The sequence below is a fragment of the Desulfoluna spongiiphila genome (genome assembly GCF_900101345.1).
GTDB lineage: Bacteria > Desulfobacterota > Desulfobacteria > Desulfobacterales > Desulfolunaceae > Desulfoluna > Desulfoluna spongiiphila.
Genome location: NZ_FMUX01000033.1, coordinates 1 through 21,280, shown reverse-complemented (window position 1 = coordinate 21,280; position 21,280 = coordinate 1). Strand labels below are relative to the sequence as shown.

Below are 21,280 nucleotides of genomic sequence, written 5' to 3'. Positions count from 1 at the left end.
ACAAAAAGCGCCGCCGCCTCCCCCCACCCCCCGGCACCGGGAGCCCCGAAAATACGACAACGACGTGTGACAAAACAATCAGGAGTGTTACGATGCTTACCGCATACAAACAAGACGCGGCCCAACGGCAAGAGATGGGAATTCCCCCGAAACCCCTCACCGAAGCCCAGGTGACAACCCTCTGCGAGCTCCTTGCGGCACCGCCCGCAGGCCAGGAGGAAGAGCTCCTGGCCCTTCTCACCCACCGCGTGCCCCCCGGGGTGGACCCGGCGGCACAGGTGAAGGCGGGATTTCTCGCGGGCCTTGCCAAAGGGGAGGAAAAAAGCCCCCTCATCACCCCCGTTGAAGCCGTGGGCCTTTTGGGCACCATGGGAGGCGGCTACAACACCGGCGCCCTCTTTGAGCTCCTCTCCCACCCCGAGCTGGGCACCCCGGCCCAGGAGGCCCTTGCCCGCCTCATCATCGTCCCGGATGTCTTTGACCAGGTGGTGGAGCACGCCAAAAGCCTGCCCACCGCCGAAGCCGTCCTCTCCGCCTGGGCCGACGGCCTCTGGTTCACCGAGAAAAAAGCCCTGCCCGAGGCGCTGACCGTCACCGTCTTCAAAGTGGACGGGGAGTGCAACACCGACGACTTCTCCCCGGCCGGAGAAGCCTGGAGCCGCCCGGATATCCCCTTGCACGCCCTGTCCATGCTCACCAGCCGGGATGAACATGCCCTTACCACCATCGAAGAGCTCAAGGCCAAAGGCCACCCCGTGGCCTTTGTGGGAGACGTGGTGGGCACCGGCTCCTCCCGAAAATCCGCCACCAACTCCCTTTTGTGGCACATCGGCGACGAGATCCCCTTTGTCCCCAACAAGCGCGCAGGCGGCGTGGTCCTGGGCGGCAAAATCGCCCCCATCTTCTTCAACACCTTGGAAGACGCCGGCGCCCTGCCCATCGAGTGCGACGTGGCAGCCCTTGCCACGGGCCAGGTGGTCACCGTCCGTCCCTACGAGGGCACCGTCACCGATGAGAGCGGCGCGGTCCTCTCCCGGTTTGCCCTCAAAACCGAGGTCCTCTTTGACGAGGTACGCGCCGGGGGACGTATTCCCCTCATCATCGGCCGCAATTTAACGGCCATGGCCCGAAAGGCCAAGGGGCTTGAGGCGAGCCCCCTCTTCCGCGCCACCCCCGTGGCAGCCGACACGGGCAAGGGATTCACCCTGGCCCAGAAAATCGTGGGCCGCGCCTGCGGCCTGGACGGGGTCCGCCCCGGCACCTACTGCGAGCCCAAGATGACCACCGTGGGCTCCCAGGACACCACCGGCCCCATGACCCGGGACGAGCTCACCGAGCTGGCCTGCCTCTCCTTTGCCTCGGACCTGGTGATGCAGTCCTTCTGCCACACCGCCGCCTACCCCCGGCCCGTGGACATCGCCATGCACGACTCCCTCCCCGGCTTCATGACCAGCCGCGGGGGCGTGGCCTTAAAGCCCGGCGACGGGGTGATCCACTCCTTTTTAAACCGCATGATCCTGCCCGACACCGTGGGCACCGGCGGCGACTCCCACACCCGCTTTCCCATGGGCCTGAGCTTTCCGGCCGGTTCCGGCCTGGTGGCCTTTGCCGCCGCCATGGGCCGCATGCCCCTGGACATGCCCGAATCCATCCTGGTTCGCTTCACAGGCACCCCCAAACCCGGCATCACCCTGCGGGACATCGTCAACGCCATTCCCCTTGCCGCCATTGAAAAGGGCCTTCTCACCGTGGCCAAGGAGGGCAAGAAGAACGTCTTTTCCGGCCGCATCCTGGAAATGGAAGGGCTGGATCACCTCTCCGTGGACGAGGCCTTCGAGCTCACCGACGCCTCGGCCGAACGCTCGGCGGCGGCCGCCACCATCCGCCTCTCCGAGGCCCAGGTGACCCGCTACCTGCGCTCCAACGTGGCCCTGTTAAAAACCATGGTAAAAGACGGCTACGCAGCCAAGGCCACCCTTGAGGCGCGCATCGAGGCCATGGAGGCCTGGCTCAAGGCCCCCGAACTCCTCACCGCCGATGGCGACGCCGAGTACGCCGAGGTCATCGAGATCGACCTTGCCACCCTCACCGAGCCCATCCTCGCCTGCCCCAACGACCCCGACGACGTCAAGCGCCTCTCCGAGGTCACCGGCACCCCCATCGACGAGGTGTTCATCGGCTCCTGCATGACCCACATCGGCCACTTCAGGGCCGCCGCTGCCCTTCTGGAAGGAAGCGGCGAAGTCCCCGTGCGCCTCTGGATGACCCCGCCCACCATGATGGACCAGGCCCAGCTCCGCCGCGAAGGGCTCTACAACCCCCTGTGCCGGGCCGGCGCCCGCATGGAGATCCCCGGCTGCTCCCTGTGCATGGGCAACCAGGCCCGCGTGGCTCCGAACACCACCGTGCTCTCCACCTCCACGCGCAACTTCCCCAACCGCATCGGCGACGGGGCCAACGTCTTCTTAGGCTCCGCCGAGCTGGCCGCCGTCACCGCCCGCCTGGGCAAACTCCCCGATGCGGCCACCTACTTTAAGGAGATGACTGCCCTTGAGGGACGGGAGAACGAAATCTACCGCTTCATCGATCTCTCCCAGGAAAAAGAATAAGAATAAGCCTCCGGCGGCCAGGGGCTAAAGCCCCTGGACCCCAGGGTCGCACATGCTCCGGGGCTCCGCCCCGTCACATGTGCTGACGGGCTGCGCCCGTAAAAAAAACGCAAAGAGCCCTTTTCCGTGTCATGGAAAAGGGCTCTTTTTTTTCTCGCCGAACTTTTCGCTGCCCTTCGGGACGCGACGCGTAGGGAGCGGCTTCCGCACCGTCTCACGCCCCCAAACACCGCCAGCTCGTCGGGTGCACTCTGTGCACCATGCTGGAAAACCGAAGGCTTTCGCCCTTACCCAGGCATCCGCGTTATGGCAAGTGCCTGCAGCACACCCGACCGTGCCCCACAGAGGGCATGGGGTGGGGCGGGATGGTAGGTGCAAAAGGGGATGACGGTCCGCCGCTTTTTGTACCCAAAGGTGTACCGGGCGTTGGAACCGCAAGGGCGAGGGGATCTTTAGAAACAAAAAAGGCCCCAACAATACAAATTGTTGGGGCCCTTATAATCAAATGTGGCGGAGAAAGAGAGATTCGAACTCTCGATGGGCGTTAACCCATACGCCCTTAGCAGGGGCGCGCCTTCAGCCACTCGGCCATTTCTCCGCAGCTTCATTTGGCGGAGGAGGTAGGATTCGAACCCACGGAGCTTTGACACTCAACGGTTTTCAAGACCGCCGCCTTCGACCACTCGGCCACTCCTCCACTCAAATTCACTCGGACTAATTACCATTAGATCTGGCAGAGGTCAACAGCTTTGTTGGACTATTTCCCCCTTGGGGAAAAAGGTGCTGAAAAAGCCCCTCGACGAGATGATCCCTTCTCTGTGTTGACATCGAAGGATTTTCGCTTATTATTATGAATTGATGAACCCAAGGGGGCACTTTCCGTGGTCCCGATGGGTTTTTGCCTTGCGCCGCGGCTGAGTGTCGGGGAATCCCCCCGCAGATGAAAAAGCCCGGCGTTTTTTCTGGGGTCTGCCCGGCATGCACAGGGAGCCCCTTACCTTACTATAAAGAGTCTGTCCCTTCCGCCTTTCGATAAAAAGCCGGGCGGAACAACCATTCGGAGATAAATCATGGAGCAAAAGTACATCGTTGACAAGGACCTTGATGCAGGCACCCTGACCTTAAAGGAAATGGCCGAGACCGATGTGGGCAAGTTCAGCGTCCTGCACAAAGAGAGCTTTGCCTTGGAGGCCGTGGAAGCCGCCCTGCCCGGAGGCCCCGATGCGCTCATTGCCATGTTCCGCAGCCACGACTTTTTTCCCCCGGCCTTCTCCGCAGCCACCCTGGCCGAGGGCATCCTCTCCATGTTCGGAGACGATGAAAAAACAAGCCTTAAAATCGCCTTCTGCGACAACGACGCCCTGGAGAGCCACCAGGAAGAGGCCCAGGAAACCCTCGTCACCGACGAAAAAGAGCTGGTGGAGATCGACAAGCTCTTAGACGACACCGACGAAACCCCCGATCCCGAACCCGGGGCCGAAGCCTGATCCATGGCAGCAAGAAAGAGGGCCGGGGCACCCGCGGCCCTTTTTTTATGGGCACGCCCGGAGGCGCCCCGCGCCTTGACTTGCGGGGGAAAACTATTTATTACATAATGTTCTTTTAAAATGGGGCTTTTGGCATGGTGCACGCACCGACAGCAGCCGGAAGCTTTTTTGCCGGCTTCCCGCACCCATGGCCATGCCGGCTCCCGTTTCGACATGTGAAGGCTGCCCCGGGCAGCCTGCCCACGGCAGGACGACCCACCCATGGCGACCTCATCCAGACAAGGTGCGTCCACACGGTGTTTTTTTTAGCACGCCTTTTGCGTTGGGATTGCCCCGGCCCTTTTGGCTGTGCCAGGCCGTCATGAACCCTAACGTAAAGCAGATCCGATGAAGCAGACAATCAAGACGTTGATCGAAAACGCCGCCCGTGCGGCGTATGAAAAGGGGGCCCTGCCCTCCGATACCTTTCCCACCGTCTCCGTGGAGGAGCCCAAGGTGGAAAGCCAGGGTGATTTTTCCACCAACATCGCCATGGTCATGGCCAAGGCCCAGAAGATGGCCCCCCGCAAGATCGCCGAGGCCATCATGGCCGAAATTCCCCTTGCCGACAGCCCCGTGGACAAGGTGGAAATTGCCGGGCCCGGCTTTATCAACCTCTTCCTGGGCAAGGGCGCCTGGCTTGATGCCGTGAGCCGGGTGGAGGACAAGGGCGATGCCTACGGCGCCTCCACCGCAGGGGCCGGTACCAGGGTCATGGTGGAATTTGTCAGCGCCAACCCCACGGGCCCCCTTCATGTGGGCCACGGGCGCGGAGCGGCCGTGGGCGACAGCACGGCCCGCATCCTTGCCTTTGCAGGCTATGAGGTGGATAAAGAGTACTACATCAACGACTCCGGGCGCCAGATCCGCACCCTGGGGCTCTCCCTCTTCCTGCGCTACAAGGGGCTCTGCGGCCAAGCCGTGGACTTTCCCCAGGACTGCTACCAGGGCGCCTACATCATCGAGATGGCCGAAGCCGTAAAGGCCGACAAGGGCGAAACCCTCCTTGCCCTGCCCGAAGACGAGGCCGTGCTCCTCTGCGCCCGCCACGCGGCAGGCCTTATCCTTGCCGGCATCAAAAGCGACCTTGAGGCCTTCGGGGTCCCCTTCGACTGCTGGTTCAGCGAGCAGAGCCTCTACGACAACGGCCTGGTCCCCGAGACCATCGAGACCCTCAAAAAACAAGGCACCCTCTACGAAAACGACGGGGCCCTCTGGTTCAAGACCACGGACTACGGGGACGAAAAAGACCGCGTGGTGGTCCGAAGCAACGGGCAGACCACCTATTTTGCCTCGGACATCGCCTACCACATGAACAAGTTCGATCGCGGCTACAAGCGCCTCATCGACGTCTGGGGAGCCGACCACCACGGTTACATCCCCCGCATCAACGCCTCCATCACCGCCACGGGCCACGACAAGGACGACTTCTCCGTCATCCTCGTCCAGCTGGTGAACCTGCTGCGCGGGGGCGAACCCGTTGCCATGAGCACCCGCTCCGGTGAGTTCGTCACCTTAAAGGACGTGGTGGACGAGGTGGGGGCCGATGCCGCCCGGTTCATCTTCCTCTCCCGCCACTACGACAGCCCCCTGGATTTTGACCTGGAGCTGGCCAAGAAGAAGACCAACGACAACCCGGTGTTCTACGTGCAGTATGTCCACGCCCGCATCACCAGCATCCTTGAAAAGGCCAAGGCCGAAAGGGGCCTCACGGTGTCTGCCGCCCCCATGGAGACCCTGACCCAGCCCGAGGAGATCACCCTCATGAAGGCGATGCTCCGCTTTCCCGAGGTGGTGGAGACCGCGGCCAAGCTCATGGAGCCCCACCGCATCTCCTACTACCTCATGGACCTGGCCTCGGCCTTCCACAGCTACTACAACAAGCACAAGGTGCTCACCGACGATACCACCCTGTCGGCGGCCCGCCTGAGGCTGGTGGCCTCGGTCCGCCAGGTGATCAAAACCGGGCTGGCCCTTCTGGGCGTGTCCGCACCGGAAAAAATGTAACGAGACGTTAAAAGCCCCGGCAAGCCGCCGGGGCTTTTCTGGACAACAAAACCCCTGAGGGAACCATGGCAAACGCGGCAAAGGCAAAACCCAAGGACCGCCCCCCCTTTATCACCCTGAGCAGCCGGGAGACCCTGGGCTGGAGTGCGGCCCTTTTTCTCCTGTTCGGCTGGCTCTTTTTCTTAGGGGTGCTGGTGGGCCGCGGCAGCATTGAGGTGGAGCTCATTCCCACGGCGGTCGAGCGTGAACTGGCCGTGGTTCCAGATAAACAGGCGGTCCCCCTGCCCGAAAAAGAGGCCCGGGCCACCGAGGCGGTACCCCACGATGTGGAACTCTCCTTTTACACCGAGGTCAAGCAGAGCGAAGAGGCCATCACCAAATCCAGCCGCATGACCAAGGCAGAGGTTCCGGTCATCGCCCCCGGACAGCCGGGCTCACAGCCCGTTGCCCGGGCCCCTGAAAAGCCCAGGGCATCGGTCCAGGCCCCACCGGCAACCCCGGTGACGCTCCCTGCCCCCGTGGCGGCGCCCACCATGGCACCGCCCACCTCCGGGTACACCATCCAGGTGGCGGCCCACATCAAGGAGACCGCCGCCGATGCCGAGGCCAGGACCCTTCGCAAGCAGGGTTTCCCCGCCTACTTCATGGCGGCAAAAAACAGCAAGGGCCAAACCTGGTACCGGGTGCGCGTGGGGCACTTTGCAAAGCGCGACGAGGCGGCCAAAGAGCTCACGCGCCTTGCCCGACTCAAAGGAAAAGCCTATGTCGTCAAGCTGTAAAAACAGCCGTGCGGCAACACCGATATGACGAGCCCGTGAATAAGGGGGCAGCCCCCTTTTTCGTATGGGATGGACAAAGGAATCCGAAGATGAAGATCACAAAAGAAGAGGTCCTCTACGTGGCCAACCTGGCCCGACTCAACGTGGACGACGGGGACGTGGAGAAGCTGGCCGCAGAGATCGGGGATATTCTCTCCTATGTGGACACCCTGGAGAAAGTCGACACCGACGGCGTGGAGCCCACCACCCACGCCATCGACCTCACCAACGCCTTCAGGGAGGATGTGGTTCACCCCCACCCCGGCGCCAGCGCAACCCTTGCCAACGCGCCGGACAAGGAAGATGAGATGTTTGTGGTTCCCAAGGTGGTGGGGTAGATGAAAGGAGAGGCAATGTCACTGCAAGAGATGACCCTGACCGAAGCCCATGGGCTTCTTCGAGATAAAAAGGCAAGCGCCCGGGAACTCACCGAGGCGGTGCTCTCCCGCATCGAGGCCGTGGACGGCAAGGTGGGCGCCTACATCACCGTGGACAAAGAGGGCGCCTTAAAACAGGCCGATGCCGCCGACGCCCGACTGGCCAAAGGAGAGGCACACCCCTTAACCGGCCTGCCCGTGGGCCTTAAAGACCTGCTCTGCACCGAAGGGGTGAAGACCACCTGCGCCTCCAAGATGCTCAAAGAGTTTGTCCCCACCTACGATGCCACGGTGGTCACCCGCCTCAAAGAGGCCGGTGCGGTCTTCCCCGGCAAGCTCAACATGGACGAGTTTGCCATGGGCTCCACCTCCGAGCACTCGGCCCTTCAAGACACCCGCAACCCCTGGGACCTCACCCGCTTTCCCGGCGGCTCCAGCGGGGGCTCTGCCGCGGCCGTTGCCGCCGACCTCTGCCTGGCCGCCTTGGGCAGCGACACCGGGGGCTCCATCCGGCAGCCGGCGTCCCACTGCGGCATCGTGGGCATGAAGCCCACCTACGGACGGGTCTCCCGCTACGGCCTCGTGGCCTTTGCCTCCTCCCTGGACCAAATCGGCCCCATGACCAAAACCGTGGAAGACAGCGCCCTGATGATGGAAGCCATCTGCGGCCACGACCCGAAGGACTCCACCTCCGTGCCCAAGGAGGTCCCCGCCTTCCGCCAGCTCATGAAGGAGGGGGAAGACAAGGGACTGGCCGGCATGACCGTGGGCATCCCCGCTGAATACTGGCAGGCCGAGGGCGTGGACCCGGAGGTGATGGCTGCCGTCACCAAGGGCAAAGAGGTCCTGGAGTCTTTGGGCGCCCGGTGCGTTCCCGTCTCCCTTCCCCACACCGAGTACGCCGTGGCCGCCTACTACGTCATCGCCCCGTCCGAGGCGAGCTCCAACCTCGCCCGCTACGACGGAATCCGATACGGCATGAGCGAGCGTGGCGGCGAAGACCTGCTCTCCATCTACAAGACCACCCGGTCCGAAGGCTTCGGGGACGAGGTGAAGCGCCGCATCATCATCGGCACCTACGCCCTCTCCTCGGGCTACTACGACGCCTACTACAAGAAAGCCTCCCAGGTGCGCACCCTCATCCTGGAGGATTTCAAAACCGCCTTTTCCGCCTGCGATTTTATCATCTCTCCGGCGGCGCCCACCCCGGCCGGAAAAATCGGCGAGGCCGAAGGGGACCCCTTGTCCATGTACCTCTCGGACATCTTCACCCTCTCGGCCAACCTCGCCGGCATCCCCGGCATGAGCGTCCCCTGCGGGTTCACCGGCGACGGGCTTCCCGTGGGCCTGCAGCTCCTGGGGCGCCACTTTGACGAGGCCACCCTCTTGAAGGCCGCCTGGCACTTTGAGCGGGCGGCAGGCCTGTCCGGCAAGCGCCCGGCCCTTTAACCCCCTCGGGGGCTGCCGGGTGTGTTCCCAAAACGCACCCGGTGCCCCCTTTGCCTTCGGGAGGTACCCATGACCGTTGTCCCGCTACCCGAACGACTCAAAAAGGCCCTGGTCTGGGCCGCGGAAGAGAGACAGGACCACCCGGACAAGGGGCGCCTCGCCCTGGTGGACGAGGCCGGCATGCGATTTAACCTCTCCCCTGCCGAGTCGGAGGCCCTCGCCCGGCTCCTGGCCATGGCCCCCCGAACGTAACCGACACAAAAAAAAGGGCCCAGCCTGTCCGGCGGCCCTTTCTTTGACGATCAAACGGCGAAAGCGCCCGCCCCCCTGGCGTAGAGCGCCACGCCCCTGGAGTCCCCATGAGCAAGGTTCGCATCCTCCCCGACATTCTCTCCAACAAAATTGCCGCCGGTGAGGTGGTGGAACGGCCCGCCTCGGTGGTCAAGGAACTGGTGGAAAACGCCCTGGACGCCAAGAGCCGGTCCATCGCCATCGATGTGGAAAAGGGCGGCCGGCGCCTCATCCGCGTGGCCGACGACGGGTGTGGCATGGCCGCCGACGACGCCATGCTCGCCATTGAACGCTATGCCACCAGCAAGATCTACACCGATGAGGACCTCTTCAACATCTCCACCCTGGGCTTCCGCGGTGAGGCCCTGCCCAGCATCGCCTCGGTCTCCAGGTTTTCCCTCACCTCCCGCACCGAGGACCAGGATGTGGGCTGCACCGTGGAGATGGAAGGGGGCAAGGTGACCAAGGTCTCTGAAACAGGGGCCCCCAAAGGGACCCTCATCTCCGTGTCCCACCTCTTCTTCAACACCCCGGCCCGACGAAAATTCCTAAAAGGAGAAGGCACGGAGATGGGCCACATCGCCGACACGGTCTCGGCCATTGCCCTGGCCTGGCCCACCGTGCGCTTTCGCCTCACCCACAACGGCAAGCCCGTCCGCAGCTGGCCGGCCACAGAAGACCTGCGCCAGCGGGTGGAAGAGGTGCTCGGCCGGGACGTGCGGGGCCACCTGGCCGAGGTCTCCCTCACCCGGGGCGAACTCACCGTCAGCGGCTTTGTCTCCTCCCCGGAGGTGACCCGCAGCACCACCCAGAAGATTTTTCTCTATGTGAACGGGCGGCCGGTCAAGGACCGGGTCATCTTAAACTCCCTGCTCTCGGGTTACCGGCCCCGCCTCATGAAGGGGCGTTTTCCCATGGGCATGCTCTCCATCACCCTGCCCTGCGACTGGGTGGACGTCAACGTGCACCCGGCCAAAAACGAGGTGCGCTTCAGGGACGCCTCCTCCGTGGGGCTGGCCGTGGAAGACGGGGTCAAAGAGGCCCTGGCCCAGGCCGAGACCGCCTCCCGGCACTTCGGGGCCGCACGGCCTGCCGCCTCCTTTGCCCCGGCGGCTTCCGCACCCGCCCCCCACCGGGATGACCTTGACGCCCGCGTGGCCGAACCCACGGCCCTGTTTGCCGACGAGCCTGCCTTTACGGCTCCTTCTTCCCCCCTGCCTCCCCAGGCATGGCAGGAGGCGGACGCCCAGGAGCTCTACGCCCCGGTTATGCCCCTTGCCCCCGTCGAGGACGCGTGTGATGCCCTGGAGGACGAGCCCGCCTCCCCTGAGGATGCCCCTCCGGTTTCCGCCGAGGCCCCTCCCGGACAGTTCTCGCGCCTTCGCATCATCGGGCAGTACGCCGACACCTACATCCTCTGCGATGCCGGTGACGGCCTCATCCTCATCGACCAGCACGCCGCCCATGAGCGGGTGGTCTTCGAGCAGCTCAAGGGGCAGGGATCTGTCCTGTCCCAGCGCCTGCTTGTGCCGGAAACCGTGGAGCTGGGCTTTCGGGAGGCCGATGCCGTCTCCGGCATCTTGGAGGAACTCGGACGGTTCGGCCTGGAGGTGGAACCCTTTGGGGGCACCACCTTTGTGGTCAAATCCGTGCCCGCCATGCTCGCTGCCGACGGCATGGCCCGACTGGTCAGCGAGATTGCCGAAAAAATGGTCCGCATGGGCCAACGGGACACCCTGGAACGCTGCCTGGACGAGTGCCTGATCCTCATGGCCTGCCACGGGGCCATCCGGGCGGGCCAGGCCCTCTCCACCAAAGAGGTCCACCGCCTCCTCACCGAACTCGACGCCTGCAAGGATCCCTCCTTTTGCCCCCACGGGCGCCCCACCTGGATCCGCTGGAGCACCGGCAGCCTGGAGCGGGCCTTCAAGCGGTAAGGGCTCGGCTGAAAATAATTATACCGCCTGAAGTGTTGGCCGTTTGAGCGGTGGCGGGAAGCCATCGAGCGGTAAGGCATTCATGGCATACACGCAAATACGTGTATATTTTATTTTTTGCCATAGCCCTACCCCGCAGTACGGACACAAAAAAGGGGCCTGCACCGCCACTCTCTCGACGCGGTACAGGCCCCTTTTGGGTTCGCATGTTTTTATGGTGTCACGTGCTACAGCCGCATGACGCTTTTTGCAGCACACCCTCGGTCACTCTCTTCGAGTTCAAAGGAGACCCTCTCCCCCTCCGACAGGGTTCTAAACCCCGGCATGTCTATGGAGCTATGGTGAACAAATACATCGGATCCGTCTTCCCGTTCAATGAACCCGTACCCCTTCTTGTCGCTGAACCATTTTACTGTTCCTTCTGCCAAAACACCTTCCTCCTTGTTATGGTTGACTCACGACGCCTTGGCCAGAACCCCAAAGGCGCTTTTTTTATCTATCCCGCCTGCCGAAAAGGTACCAAGGGACCCATGCAAGAAGCGGTCAGCCATGATATCGGCAAGGGGAATGTGTATGCGGTGTCGGTGGTTGGAAGTGGTTGATGGACACTATCGTGAAAAGAGGCGCTGGGCGACAGCAACCCGTGATGTTCAGCATGAAGGCTGATGGCCGGGTGTCGTGAACGTTTGCTCCGAAATCGCATGCTGCGGGCACGGCATAGGGTGCTTTGACACAAGCTGGGCCCTACTCTTCTTTCGGGAAATCAGAAACTGAAAATAATGATGGGTATCGTGTGCGAATCCGGGTATTCCTTTTTACGCTACTTTTATGTGTCTTTAACATGAGTTACCGATACGAATCAAGCAAAAAATCTCAGAAAGTCAACAGGGCATAGCAAAGGGCGATATAACACCACAGCATATTGACTATAAATATCTCAAGTTTACCATATGTTGTGGTTTTTCAGGGTTTGCGAAATGACCATTCTATTTCGCGAAAAAATGAGGAAAAAGAGGATCCGGGGGAGTGGGGACGCTGTGGGATCCTTTGGGGAGTCCGCCCCCGGCCGAAACCGGCCGGGGGCGTTGCAAACCGGGCTTATCCGGCGGCAATGATCTCTTCAAGGGCCCCTTCGATCTGGGAGCGAATGACGCCCAGCCGGGCCTCGCTCAGGGCTTCAAAACGCAGCACCAGGGCGGGCTGGGTGTTGGAGGCCCGCACCAACCCCCAGCCGTCGTCAAAGAGCACCCGGGCCCCGTCCACATCAATGACGGTGTGGGAGGCAACAAACCGCTCCTTGAGTTTGCCGGCGATGGAAAATTTGAGTTCATCGGCACACTCACGCCGGATCTCCGGGGTGGTAAAGGTCTTGGGCAGATCGGCCAGAAGAGAAGACAAGGGCTTGCCTTCCTCGGCCACGATCTCCAAAAGGCGCAGGGTGGCGTAGAGGGCGTCGTCGTAGCCGAAGTAGCGATCGGCAAAAAAGATGTGGCCGCTCATCTCACCGGCCAGCTCGGCCTTGGTCTCCTTCATCTTCTGCTTGATCAGGGAGTGACCGGTTTTCCACATGATGGCGTTGCCCCCGTGGGCGCGGATGTCGTCGTACATCACCTGAGAGCATTTGACTTCGGAGATAAAGGTGGCACCGGGCTTTCTTGAGAGGATCTCCCGGGCAAAGAGCACCATGAGCTGGTCCCCGTAGATAATGGCCCCTGTCTCGTCCACCACCCCGATGCGATCGCCGTCGCCGTCGTAGCCGATGCCAAGGTCCAGCTTTTTCTCCCGTACCAGGGCCACGAGGTCGGTCAGGTTGGAAAGCACCGTGGGGTCGGCCTCATGGTTGGGGAAGGTGCCGTCCATCTCGCAGTAGAGGGGGTGCACCTCAAGGTCGAACAGGTCCAGCAGGGGCAGGGCGATGGGTCCGGCCGATCCGTTGCCGGCATCGATGCCCACCTTCAAGGGGCGGGAGATGGAGATCCGCTCCTTCAGGTTGGCCAGGTAGGGGGTAAGGATGTCGATGGCGGTTCGGCGCCCCGCCCCTTGGGCAAAATCTCCGGCGTCGATGAGGTCCCGAAGGGCCAGGATCTCCCGGCCATGGATGGAGTCGGTGCCGCAGCAAAGCTTGAAGCCGTTGTACTCCGGGGGGTTGTGGCTGGCCGTCACCATCACCCCGCCCTCAAGGCCCAGGTGGTGAATGGAAAAGTAGAGAAGGGGCGTGGCGCAGTACCCCAGCTCCGTGACGTCGCATCCCGTTGCCAGAAGCCCTTGAATCACCTGCTCGGTGTACAGGTCGGAGGTGGTTCGGCAATCCTTGCCCACGGCGACGCTGGTCTTGCCCTTCGCCTTGAGATAGGTGCCCACGGCCTTGCCGATGAGGCAGGCGTCCTGTTCGTTGAAATCCTCGCCAGCCACACCACGGATATCATATTCTCTGAAAATAGTCGGGTTCATGATCACTCCTCGAACACTGGTTGTGCGTTGGTAATGTAAGTCGGGTCAATGGGCGCGCCGGATCACCAGCCGACGACCAGGGCGGCAACGCCCACAACGAGGCAATACGGGGCAAAGACATGGAGCTTTCCCCGTCCCACGATATACACAAGAAAACGAAGGGCAAGGTACCCCGTGACGGCGGACACCGCCGTTCCGGAGGCAACCACCCACCAAGGGGGCAGAGAAGCCGAGCCGATATCCAAAATCGCCAGCACGCTTGCCCCGACAATGGCGGGGATCGAAAGCAAAAACGAAAAGCGGGCGGCCCGCTCCCGGCTTCCCCCCATAAAAAGGGCCAGGGCGATGGTGGAGCCGGACCGCGACAGGCCGGGCATCACCGCCATGCCCTGGATCAGCCCGATGAGAAGGGCTTTGGGCAGGGTAATCTTCCGGTCCTGCCCCTGGGGAATAAGGGCCGTGGCGGAAAGCAGGAGCGAGGTGAAACAGAGCATGCACCCCACCAGGACCAGGGACGAAAAGATGGACTGGGAATACCCCTTGATGATGATCCCCAGAACCGCCGTGGGCAGGCTACCGGCCAGGATCAGCCCCACCATGGACAGTTCGGAGCGCTCCTCAGGACTCATGGTGGCCACTTTTCCCCTGCAGGAAACGGCGGCCAGAATCGCCTGGCCAAGGGCCGCGATATCCCGGCGAAAAAAGAGACACACCGCCCCCAGGGTGCCCACATGCAGGCAGATATCGAAAAAGAGCTCCGGCTCCTCAAGCCCGAAAAAACGCTGAAAGAGAACGAGGTGCCCGGAGCTGCTCACCGGAAGAAACTCGGTAAGCCCCTGAATAAAACCCAGAAAAAGCGAATGAAAAAGTCCCAAAGCCCTGCCTTTTGCTGTGCCCCCCCGCAACCGAACCAAGGGAGCGATTGAAAAAATAGTGGGACCCCAAAACGCACTTCAGGGTCCGGTTTGCTATGATAAAAAACGGGTGCCCACGCCTTTTAAAAACGCGCGACCACCTCACCGGTGGTGTCGGTGCTGTAGCCCCCTAAGGCCAGAACACGCGTTTTGAATCGTTGGGAACGAATGGTGGCCAGAAGGGCTGTCACCATGGGGGTATCGAGGTAGTCGTTGTCGATGAGCAGGTCATACTGTTCAGTGACCACGGGGATAAAATCGAGGTCCAGGGCCCGGGCAGCGGCGTAGATACCGAGGCCGGCATCGGCGGTTCCGGAGAGAACGGCCACGGCCACAGACATGTGTGTATACTCATCCCGGGTATAGCCGTCAATCAATTTATCGTCGATTCCCAGGGCCTTAAGACGGTAATCCAGGAGAATCCGGGTGCCTGATCCCCCCTGGCGGTTGACAAAACGGACCCCGTCCCGGGTCAGGTCCTCCATGCCGGTGATCCCCCTGGGGTTGCCCTTGGCCACCATGAGGCCCTGCTCCCGGGTGACCAGGTTCACCAGGGTGAGGCTGCGATCCGGCAGGTAGGTCTCCACATAGGAGCGGTTGTAGCTGCCGTCGGAAGGGTCCAGCAGGTGGATGCCCGCAAGGTGGCAGGTCCGTCGCTTCAAGGCCATGAGGCCCCCCATGCTCCCCACATGGCTGGAGGAGAGGCGCACTGTTCCGGCATCCCGCCTAATCTCATCGGCCATGAGGTCCAGGGTGTTGTCGTGGCTCCCCACGGCCACCAGGGTGCGGCCCACGGCCGAGGCGGGGCGCAGCAGCTCACAGCTCACCTCGGGCCCGGCCGCCAGCCCCTCCACCTGGGGAGGGATGCGGATGATGCCGTCGGCCTCCGTAATGCTGGTGAGGGTCCCGGCCCCCCCTGCGATGGGGGTGGCGATAATCCGGTCCCCCACCTGCCCGAGCTTCACGCGGAGGAACTCCTCCACCCCCAGTTTGGAAGCCACCTTCCGGGAGGGGGTGACGGCCAGGGTGGCTTTGGGCTCAAAGGAGCGCCCGGCAAGGGAGGCCAGCAAGGGTGAGAGGCACTGCTCAAAGGCGACAATGGCCGACACCGGGTACCCCGGCATGCCGAACACCGGCACTCCTTTCACCTCCCCTGCCAGCACGGGCTTGCCCGGCATGATGGTGACCCCATGGAACAACAGGGTCCCCAGGCCGCTCACCACGGTGCGGGCGTAGTCCGCTGAGCCCGCCGACGAGCCCCCGATGATCAAGATGGCGTCAACCCCCTCCTCGGCCGCCTTGGCCACGCAGGCGGAGATGGCCGCAGGGTCGTCTTCGATGATGGGGTGGGTCTCGGCGATGCCGCCGTCCCGCTCGACCATGGCGGCCAGCATGTGGGAGTTGGACTCAAAGATACGCCCCGGCTCGAGTTGGGCCGTCCCCTCTCCGGTGAGGGCCACCAGCTCCGAGCCCGTGGGGATAATCAGCACTTTGGGGGTCTCGTACACGGCCACCTCAAACATGCCCGCGGTGATCAGGGCCCCCACGCAATAGGGGGTGATCAGGTGCCCGGTGGGGAAGAGAAGCTCTGTTGCCACGATGTCCTCCCCCATCTTCCGGACCGACTGAAACGGGTAGGCCGGGCTCTCGATCTCCACCTCGGTGTCGGAGACAGGGTTCACCGCCTCGATCATGATCACCGCATCGCACCCCTCCGGGAGGCGATGCCCCGTGTTGACGGGAAAGGCGGTCTCGCCCACCACCAGGGTCCGCGGGCGCCCTTCCGAAGCGCCGTAGGTGGTCTCGGCCAGCACGGCGATGCCGTCCATGGCGGCGGCGTGGTACCCCGGGGAGGAGGCCCTTGCAAACACCGGCTCGGCCAGCACCCTGCCGGCCGCCCGGGCCGAGGGGACCATGGCCTTCGGCAGCCGCCGGGAGCCGAAGTGGCGGGTAATCCGTTGTTGCGCCTCTTCAAGGGAGATCATGTCAAGGTAGACGTTTCTGTCCATACGGGTAAGCCTTTTTATTCCAAAATGATTAAGGTAAGGGCTCGTGCAAACAACACACACATCACGGCAGCAGGTGAACCGTGACGCGGCTGTCGCGGTACAGCCCTTCGGTGTCGCGCTCGATGCGGACCAGCCCGTCGGCGTGGACCATGGTGTGGATCAGCCCGGATTTACCGGGAAGGGGTTCGGCGCGGTAGCCCTCCCCGTCGGGGACAAGGCGGGTGCGGACAAAATCGGTGCGGCCCTGGGCCGAGGCGATGTTTCGGGTCAGGCGAGCCGACACAAAGGGCCTGGCCTTTTCCGCCGAACCGGACGCCGCCAGCAGGAACGGCCGCACCACCACCTCAAAGACCACCATGGCCGAGGCCACGTGGCCGGGCAACCCCCACACCGGTTTTCCGGCAATGCGGGCGAGGATCGTGGGTTTTCCGGGGCTGATGGCGATGCCGTGGACCAGCACCTCGCTCTCGTCGGCCCCTTCCATGGCCGCCAGGGTCCGGTCCCGCATGCCCACGGAGCTTCCCCCGGAGATGAGGACCATGTCGCAGGAGGCAAGGGCCTCGTTCAGCAGGGGCTCCAGATCCCCCTCCCCGTCACCGGCGATGCCCAAGGCTCGTGGCTCGCCCCCGGCCTCTGTCACCATGGCCGAGAGGGTGTGGGTGTTGATATCGCGGATTTCGCCCCGCGTCGGGGTCGTGTCCACGGAAACCACCTCGTCCCCGGTGGAGACGATGCCCACCCGGGGCTTTTTGCGAACGGCCACCGTTGCACGGCCCGCGGCGGCAAGCAAACCGGCCTCCGCCGCCCCGATGCGGGTGCCGGCGGCCAAAATCGGCCGCCCCTGTTCAAAATCTTCACCCCGGGTGATCACATGATGGCCCGGGGCCACGCTCCGGTACACCTCGATGGTGGCCCCGTCCACCTGATCGGTGTGCTCAACCATCACCACGGCGTCGGCCCCGTCAGGGAGCATCCCCCCCGTGGAGATGGCCGCCGCCTCGCCCTGCTTCAGGGCAAAGGCGGGCTCGTCGCCCATGGCCACGGTGCCGGCCAGGCGAAGCCAGGCCGGGGACCCGTCCGAGGCCCCGAAGGTGTCGGCCCCTTTCACGGCGTACCCGTCCATGGTGGCCCGGTCAAAACCGGGAATGTCCACATCCGATGCCACCTCCCCGGCCAGTGTGCGGCCCAGGGCGTCGCCAAGGGGGACCTCTTCGGCCTCTGTCACGGGAAAACGGCCGACAAGGGCGGTGACGGCATGAAGGTCTGAAACGTTAAAAAATCCTGTCATGAAGCGGTGGTTCCATCGTTCGTTTGGGTGGGCGGTAGGGATGCGTGGCCCGGGATTTCCGGCACGTTTTCTCCGGAGCTGGGCCTGAGTGACGCGGACATCGTTTCATTACGTGATACCATACCCCTTACCGGAGTTCAAATCAGAGATTGTAACAGATCAAAAGGCCTTGCTATGGTTAAAAAAATTGGGTAAGGGAATGGCCTTGGTACCGACGAATCCCCCTTACCCCAACCCTACAATGGAGGGTGTTTGTGAAACGGACTCTTATCCTTTTGTGTCTCCTTCTCATGCCCGTCTCTGCCCTGTCCGCCGATGGGAAGAGCACGGTGCCCACGGCCGCGGCCCTTATCCAACACGTGGCGACCCGCATCGGTGCCGACGGCTTTTCGGCCCGATTTTTCCAGGAGTCCCCCTTAAAGGCCATCGGCATTGTGGAGACCGCCGAAGGACAGGTCTGGTTCCGGAAGCCCGACAAGGTGCGCTGGGAGTATGAAACCCCGGATCGCCTCCACTATGTCACCGACGGCGAAACCCTCTGGATCCACAGCGTCGATGACGCCCAGGTGTGGACCGGATCCGCCCAGGCCTTCTTCGGCAAAAGCGGCGGCGCCCGGTTCCTGGCCGACGTCGCCACCGTCACCGAGCGGTTTACCCCCGGCACCCCGACCCGGACAAAGGGGGCCTTCCACCTCGACCTCACCCCGATAAAACCCGAGGATCCCCTGGACCGGGTGAGCCTCTCCATCGATGCCGCAACCTATGATATCACACGGGTCGTCTCCACGGCCAGGACAGGGGAGGAGACCACCCTCACCTTCAGCCGCTTTGAACGAACCCTGCCGGCCTTGTCCCGCTTTACCTTCGACATCCCCGAAGGGGCCATGGTCTCGCCCCTTCAATAAGCCATCGTCACGCGTCATACACGTTCTTTCGCCCCGAAAACCGGGGGACGGCGCCTGTCGCCGGGCAACAACGCTTAAGGAGTATCGAAAAAGCATATGGAAGCAACCAAGCAAAAAATCCGAGCCCTTCTCAAAAAGAAAAAGGCCATTCTCCTGGCCCACAACTACGTGCTGCCGGAGGTCCAGGATGTGGCGGACCTCTGCGGAGACTCCCTGGAACTGAGCATCAAGGCCGCCGCCACCGACGCCGAGGTCATCGTCTTCTGCGGCGTTCACTTCATGGCCGAGACCGCCTCGATCCTCTCCCCGGACAAAACCGTGCTCCTGCCCGTCAAAGAGGCCGGGTGCCCCATGGCCGACATGGTCACCCCCGAGGCCCTGGCTGCCCGCAAGGCCGAGCTCCCCGGCGTGCCCGTGGTCACCTACGTCAACTCCTCGGCAGCGGTGAAGGCCCTCTCTGATGTCTGCTGCACCAGCGCCAACGTGGTCAAGGTGGTGGCAAGCTTAAAGGAGAAAGAGGTCCTCATGACCCCGGACCGCAACCTTGCGCAATACGCCGCCTCCAAAACCGACAAGACCGTCCACCTCTGGGAAGGGTACTGTCCTTTTCACAACACCCTCACGGCCAAAACCGCCCTGGCCGTCAAGGCCAAGCACCCCGGCGCCGTCTTCATGGCCCACCCCGAGTGCCCCCCGGAGGTCCTTGAGGTGGCCGACGTGGTGACCTCCACCTCGGGCATGCTCACCTATGCCAAGGAATCCCCCGCCACCACCTTTATCGTGGGCACCGAGGTGGGCATCCTCTACCCCCTGTCCCAGCAGAACCCGGAGAAGACCTTTATCCCGGCCTCTTTGGAGATGACCTGCGCCGACATGAAGCGCATCCGCTTAGACGACATCGTCGCCTGCCTTGAGACCCTCTCGGGGGTGGTCAAGGTCCCTGAAGAGATCCGCGTCCCGGCCCTTTCCGCCGTGGAAAAAATGATTGCCATGAAGTAACCCAAGGGCCGGAGGCGCTCCCTCCGGCCTTTGTCACGCCCCCCACCCGGGGGGATCATTCGCCCACAAACCACCCCCGCCACACGAAACCCACCCCGCAGCACCCTCCATCCACCATGATTCCTTGCCAAGGGGTAGGGTTTCTGTTGTAATGTATACGAAGTAATTAGGGCAACGGGTCCCGTGTGCCCCTGCCCTTGCGACACACACCGCATAACGCCGTACGCTGCGCGAATGCGGACGTATTTCAGCCCGGAGCAACGAAACCCGAATCGCATTCGCAAACCCCGCCTTGCAGGTGGCTCACCCCGCCCGAGGCGCCCCACAAACGAAGGAGAGAGACCATGGCATTGTTTACGGTGGACCAGGCGTTGTGTAACGGAGACGGCATCTGCGCGGCAGAGTGCCCCATGATGATCATCCAGATGAAGGAGGGCACCCCCACCCCGGCCAAAGGGGCGGAGAAGATGTGCATCAACTGCGGCCACTGCGTGGCGGTCTGCCCCAAGGGGGCCCTCTCCCTTGCCGGCCTCCCTCCGGAAAACTGCCTTTCCGTGCAAAAGGAGCTCAACGCCTCCCCGGCCCAGGCCGAGCAGTTCTTAAGGAGCCGTCGCTCCATCCGAAACTACAAGAAAACCCCGGTGGAAAAAGGCATCATAGAAGAGGCGATCCGCGTGGCGAGCCATGCCCCGTCCGGCCACAACTTCCAGCCGGTACGCTGGCAGGTGATCTACGACACAGACAAGGTCAAAGAGCTCTGCGGCCACGTCATCGACTGGATGAAGTGGATGATCAAAGAGCAGCCCGACACGGCCAAAAAACTCCACCTGGACCTCGTGGTGGCCGGATGGGACTTCGGCATGGACACCATCAACCGAAACGCCCCCCACCTCATCCTCGTCAACGCCGACAAGCGCAACCCCACGGGCCAGGCCGCCTGCACCATCGCCATGAGCTACTTGGAGCTCATGCTCCCCTCCCTGGGACTGGGGGGCTGCTGGAACGGGTTCTTCAATGCCGCGGCCATCTTCTGGCCCCCCCTGCAGAAGGCCCTGAACCTTGGGGAGACCACCGGCAACTACGGCGCCATGATGGTGGGCCACCCGAAATTCGCCTACCACCGCATGCCCCCCCGCAACACCCCCGAGGTGGCGTGGGTGTAGCCAAAACAGCAAAAAAAACGCGCCTCCGGCGGCAAGGTGTGCCACCTTGAAAGCTGGTTGCGGATGCGCTTTGCCCCTCGTCCCTCGGGTCAAATCACATCCGCCTTTAAAACAAAATGTATTCAAAAAGGATTTTTAAGGCCTGTTTGTTAAACCTGTTTTTATAAAATCAGGCGTAACTATTCAGCTTGCCTCCGGCGGGTCGCTTTTTTGAATAAAAGCTCCGCAAAAAACGTTTCTAATGTGAAAAAGTGGAAATTATTTCGGCGGAGCCTGGAAAGGCTTGCTTAAGACCTGTTTGTCAAACGTTTTAAAAGTTTGGCCCCCGGCAGGGCCGCCGGAGGCATCGTTTTTATATGTTTTATTTTGTGCCGACCCTTACCCAAACGTTAAGGACAAGACCATGCATGAACTGCCGGTAATGAACGGCATCTTAAGGGTGGTGATGAAACACGCGGCCCTGAACCGGGTCACCAAGGTGGCGGCCATCCAGCTGCAGGTGGGAAAGCTCAGCGACCTGGAGGAAAAATGGATGCA

General features: G+C 62.5%; 17 protein-coding genes and 2 tRNA genes. 12 read left to right on the top strand and 7 right to left on the bottom strand.

What is annotated here, in order from left to right; translation table 11 throughout:
• Positions 1-92 precede the first annotated feature (92 nt).
• The gene (acnB, locus tag BLQ12_RS25755) at positions 93-2,609 is read left to right on the top strand and encodes a bifunctional aconitate hydratase 2/2-methylisocitrate dehydratase (RefSeq protein ID WP_092215690.1); all 2,517 of its coding nucleotides are present in this window, start codon (positions 93-95) and stop codon (positions 2,607-2,609) included.
• Between the two features lie 508 nt (positions 2,610-3,117).
• Here the strand turns inward: acnB and BLQ12_RS25750 are convergent.
• Both BLQ12_RS25750 and BLQ12_RS25745 read right to left on the bottom strand, forming a co-directional pair.
• Positions 3,118-3,207: transfer RNA gene (locus BLQ12_RS25750), tRNA-Ser, on the bottom strand.
• A gap of 11 nt (positions 3,208-3,218) precedes the next feature.
• A tRNA-Ser gene (locus BLQ12_RS25745) sits at positions 3,219-3,306 on the bottom strand.
• Positions 3,307-3,679: 373 nt separating this feature from the next.
• Between BLQ12_RS25745 and BLQ12_RS25740 the strand changes: the two genes are divergently transcribed.
• From BLQ12_RS25740 to mutL, 7 genes are all read left to right on the top strand, one after another.
• The gene (locus tag BLQ12_RS25740) at positions 3,680-4,096 is read left to right on the top strand and encodes a hypothetical protein (protein ID WP_092215688.1); all 417 of its coding nucleotides are present in this window, start codon (positions 3,680-3,682) and stop codon (positions 4,094-4,096) included.
• Between the two features lie 387 nt (positions 4,097-4,483).
• Entirely contained in the window at positions 4,484-6,142 is a 1,659-nt protein-coding gene (gene argS / locus BLQ12_RS25735; protein ID WP_092215686.1) for an arginine--tRNA ligase, read from the top strand.
• 65 nt (positions 6,143-6,207) lie between these two features.
• A complete protein-coding gene (locus BLQ12_RS25730) occupies positions 6,208-6,921 on the top strand; it encodes an SPOR domain-containing protein (RefSeq protein WP_092215684.1) in 714 nt (237 codons plus the stop codon).
• 89 nt (positions 6,922-7,010) lie between these two features.
• Entirely contained in the window at positions 7,011-7,298 is a 288-nt protein-coding gene (gatC, locus tag BLQ12_RS25725; RefSeq protein WP_092215682.1) for an Asp-tRNA(Asn)/Glu-tRNA(Gln) amidotransferase subunit GatC, read from the top strand.
• Positions 7,299-7,313: 15 nt separating this feature from the next.
• On the top strand, positions 7,314-8,786 hold the full coding sequence (gene gatA, locus BLQ12_RS25720; protein ID WP_092215681.1) for an Asp-tRNA(Asn)/Glu-tRNA(Gln) amidotransferase subunit GatA: 1,473 nt from the start codon (positions 7,314-7,316) through the stop codon (positions 8,784-8,786).
• A gap of 69 nt (positions 8,787-8,855) precedes the next feature.
• A complete protein-coding gene (locus BLQ12_RS25715; protein WP_092215679.1) occupies positions 8,856-9,038 on the top strand; it encodes a hypothetical protein in 183 nt (60 codons plus the stop codon).
• Positions 9,039-9,145: 107 nt separating this feature from the next.
• Complete coding sequence (gene mutL / locus BLQ12_RS25710; RefSeq protein WP_092215678.1) at positions 9,146-11,014, top strand: DNA mismatch repair endonuclease MutL; 1,869 nt, start codon at positions 9,146-9,148, stop codon at positions 11,012-11,014.
• Positions 11,015-11,241: 227 nt separating this feature from the next.
• Here the strand turns inward: mutL and BLQ12_RS25705 are convergent, their stop codons facing one another.
• From BLQ12_RS25705 to BLQ12_RS25685, 5 genes are all read right to left on the bottom strand, one after another.
• A complete protein-coding gene (locus BLQ12_RS25705) occupies positions 11,242-11,442 on the bottom strand; it encodes a cold-shock protein (RefSeq protein ID WP_092215676.1) in 201 nt (66 codons plus the stop codon).
• Between the two features lie 670 nt (positions 11,443-12,112).
• Positions 12,113-13,465: a phosphomannomutase/phosphoglucomutase gene (locus BLQ12_RS25700; protein WP_092215674.1), complete on the bottom strand. Its 1,353-nt coding sequence runs from the start codon at positions 13,463-13,465 to the stop codon at positions 12,113-12,115.
• 62 nt (positions 13,466-13,527) lie between these two features.
• Positions 13,528-14,340 (bottom strand): undecaprenyl-diphosphate phosphatase, encoded by an 813-nt coding sequence (locus BLQ12_RS25695; protein ID WP_092215672.1) that lies wholly within the window; start codon positions 14,338-14,340, stop codon positions 13,528-13,530.
• A 122-nt stretch (positions 14,341-14,462) separates the two neighbouring features.
• The gene (locus tag BLQ12_RS25690; RefSeq protein WP_092215670.1) at positions 14,463-16,388 is read right to left on the bottom strand and encodes a molybdopterin biosynthesis protein; all 1,926 of its coding nucleotides are present in this window, start codon (positions 16,386-16,388) and stop codon (positions 14,463-14,465) included.
• A 61-nt stretch (positions 16,389-16,449) separates the two neighbouring features.
• Positions 16,450-17,676 carry a molybdopterin molybdotransferase MoeA gene (locus BLQ12_RS25685; protein ID WP_092215668.1) on the bottom strand — a complete coding sequence of 409 codons (1,227 nt, stop codon included), beginning with the start codon at positions 17,674-17,676 and terminating at the stop codon, positions 16,450-16,452.
• Positions 17,677-17,930: 254 nt separating this feature from the next.
• Between BLQ12_RS25685 and BLQ12_RS25680 the strand changes: the two genes are divergently transcribed.
• The 4 genes from BLQ12_RS25680 to BLQ12_RS28430 form a co-directional block, all read left to right on the top strand.
• On the top strand, positions 17,931-18,581 hold the full coding sequence (locus BLQ12_RS25680; protein WP_092215664.1) for a LolA family protein: 651 nt from the start codon (positions 17,931-17,933) through the stop codon (positions 18,579-18,581).
• Between the two features lie 96 nt (positions 18,582-18,677).
• On the top strand, positions 18,678-19,580 hold the full coding sequence (gene nadA / locus BLQ12_RS25675; protein ID WP_092215662.1) for a quinolinate synthase NadA: 903 nt from the start codon (positions 18,678-18,680) through the stop codon (positions 19,578-19,580).
• Positions 19,581-19,924: 344 nt separating this feature from the next.
• Positions 19,925-20,743, top strand: coding sequence for a nitroreductase family protein (locus BLQ12_RS25670; protein WP_092215660.1), 819 nt, complete (start codon positions 19,925-19,927; stop codon positions 20,741-20,743).
• A 403-nt stretch (positions 20,744-21,146) separates the two neighbouring features.
• On the top strand, positions 21,147-21,280 hold a 134-nt coding region (locus tag BLQ12_RS28430), incomplete at its 3' end, for a hydrogenase/urease maturation nickel metallochaperone HypA (RefSeq protein WP_139164120.1).

Excerpts from the sequence above, each read along its gene's own strand:
- acnB (WP_092215690.1), top strand. The coding sequence starts at position 93 with ATGCTTACCGCATACAAACAAGACGCGGCCCAACGGCAAGAGATGGGA.
- BLQ12_RS25740 (WP_092215688.1), top strand. The coding sequence starts at position 3,680 with ATGGAGCAAAAGTACATCGTTGACAAGGACCTTGATGCAGGCACCCTG.
- argS (WP_092215686.1), top strand. The coding sequence starts at position 4,484 with ATGAAGCAGACAATCAAGACGTTGATCGAAAACGCCGCCCGTGCGGCG.
- BLQ12_RS25730 (WP_092215684.1), top strand. The coding sequence starts at position 6,208 with ATGGCAAACGCGGCAAAGGCAAAACCCAAGGACCGCCCCCCCTTTATC.
- gatC (WP_092215682.1), top strand. The coding sequence starts at position 7,011 with ATGAAGATCACAAAAGAAGAGGTCCTCTACGTGGCCAACCTGGCCCGA.
- gatA (WP_092215681.1), top strand. The coding sequence starts at position 7,314 with ATGTCACTGCAAGAGATGACCCTGACCGAAGCCCATGGGCTTCTTCGA.
- BLQ12_RS25715 (WP_092215679.1), top strand. The coding sequence starts at position 8,856 with ATGACCGTTGTCCCGCTACCCGAACGACTCAAAAAGGCCCTGGTCTGG.
- mutL (WP_092215678.1), top strand. The coding sequence starts at position 9,146 with ATGAGCAAGGTTCGCATCCTCCCCGACATTCTCTCCAACAAAATTGCC.
- BLQ12_RS25700 (WP_092215674.1), bottom strand. The coding sequence starts at position 13,465 with ATGAACCCGACTATTTTCAGAGAATATGATATCCGTGGTGTGGCTGGC.
- BLQ12_RS25690 (WP_092215670.1), bottom strand. The coding sequence starts at position 16,388 with ATGGACAGAAACGTCTACCTTGACATGATCTCCCTTGAAGAGGCGCAA.
- BLQ12_RS25685 (WP_092215668.1), bottom strand. The coding sequence starts at position 17,676 with ATGACAGGATTTTTTAACGTTTCAGACCTTCATGCCGTCACCGCCCTT.
- nadA (WP_092215662.1), top strand. The coding sequence starts at position 18,678 with ATGGAAGCAACCAAGCAAAAAATCCGAGCCCTTCTCAAAAAGAAAAAG.
- BLQ12_RS25670 (WP_092215660.1), top strand. The coding sequence starts at position 19,925 with ATGGCATTGTTTACGGTGGACCAGGCGTTGTGTAACGGAGACGGCATC.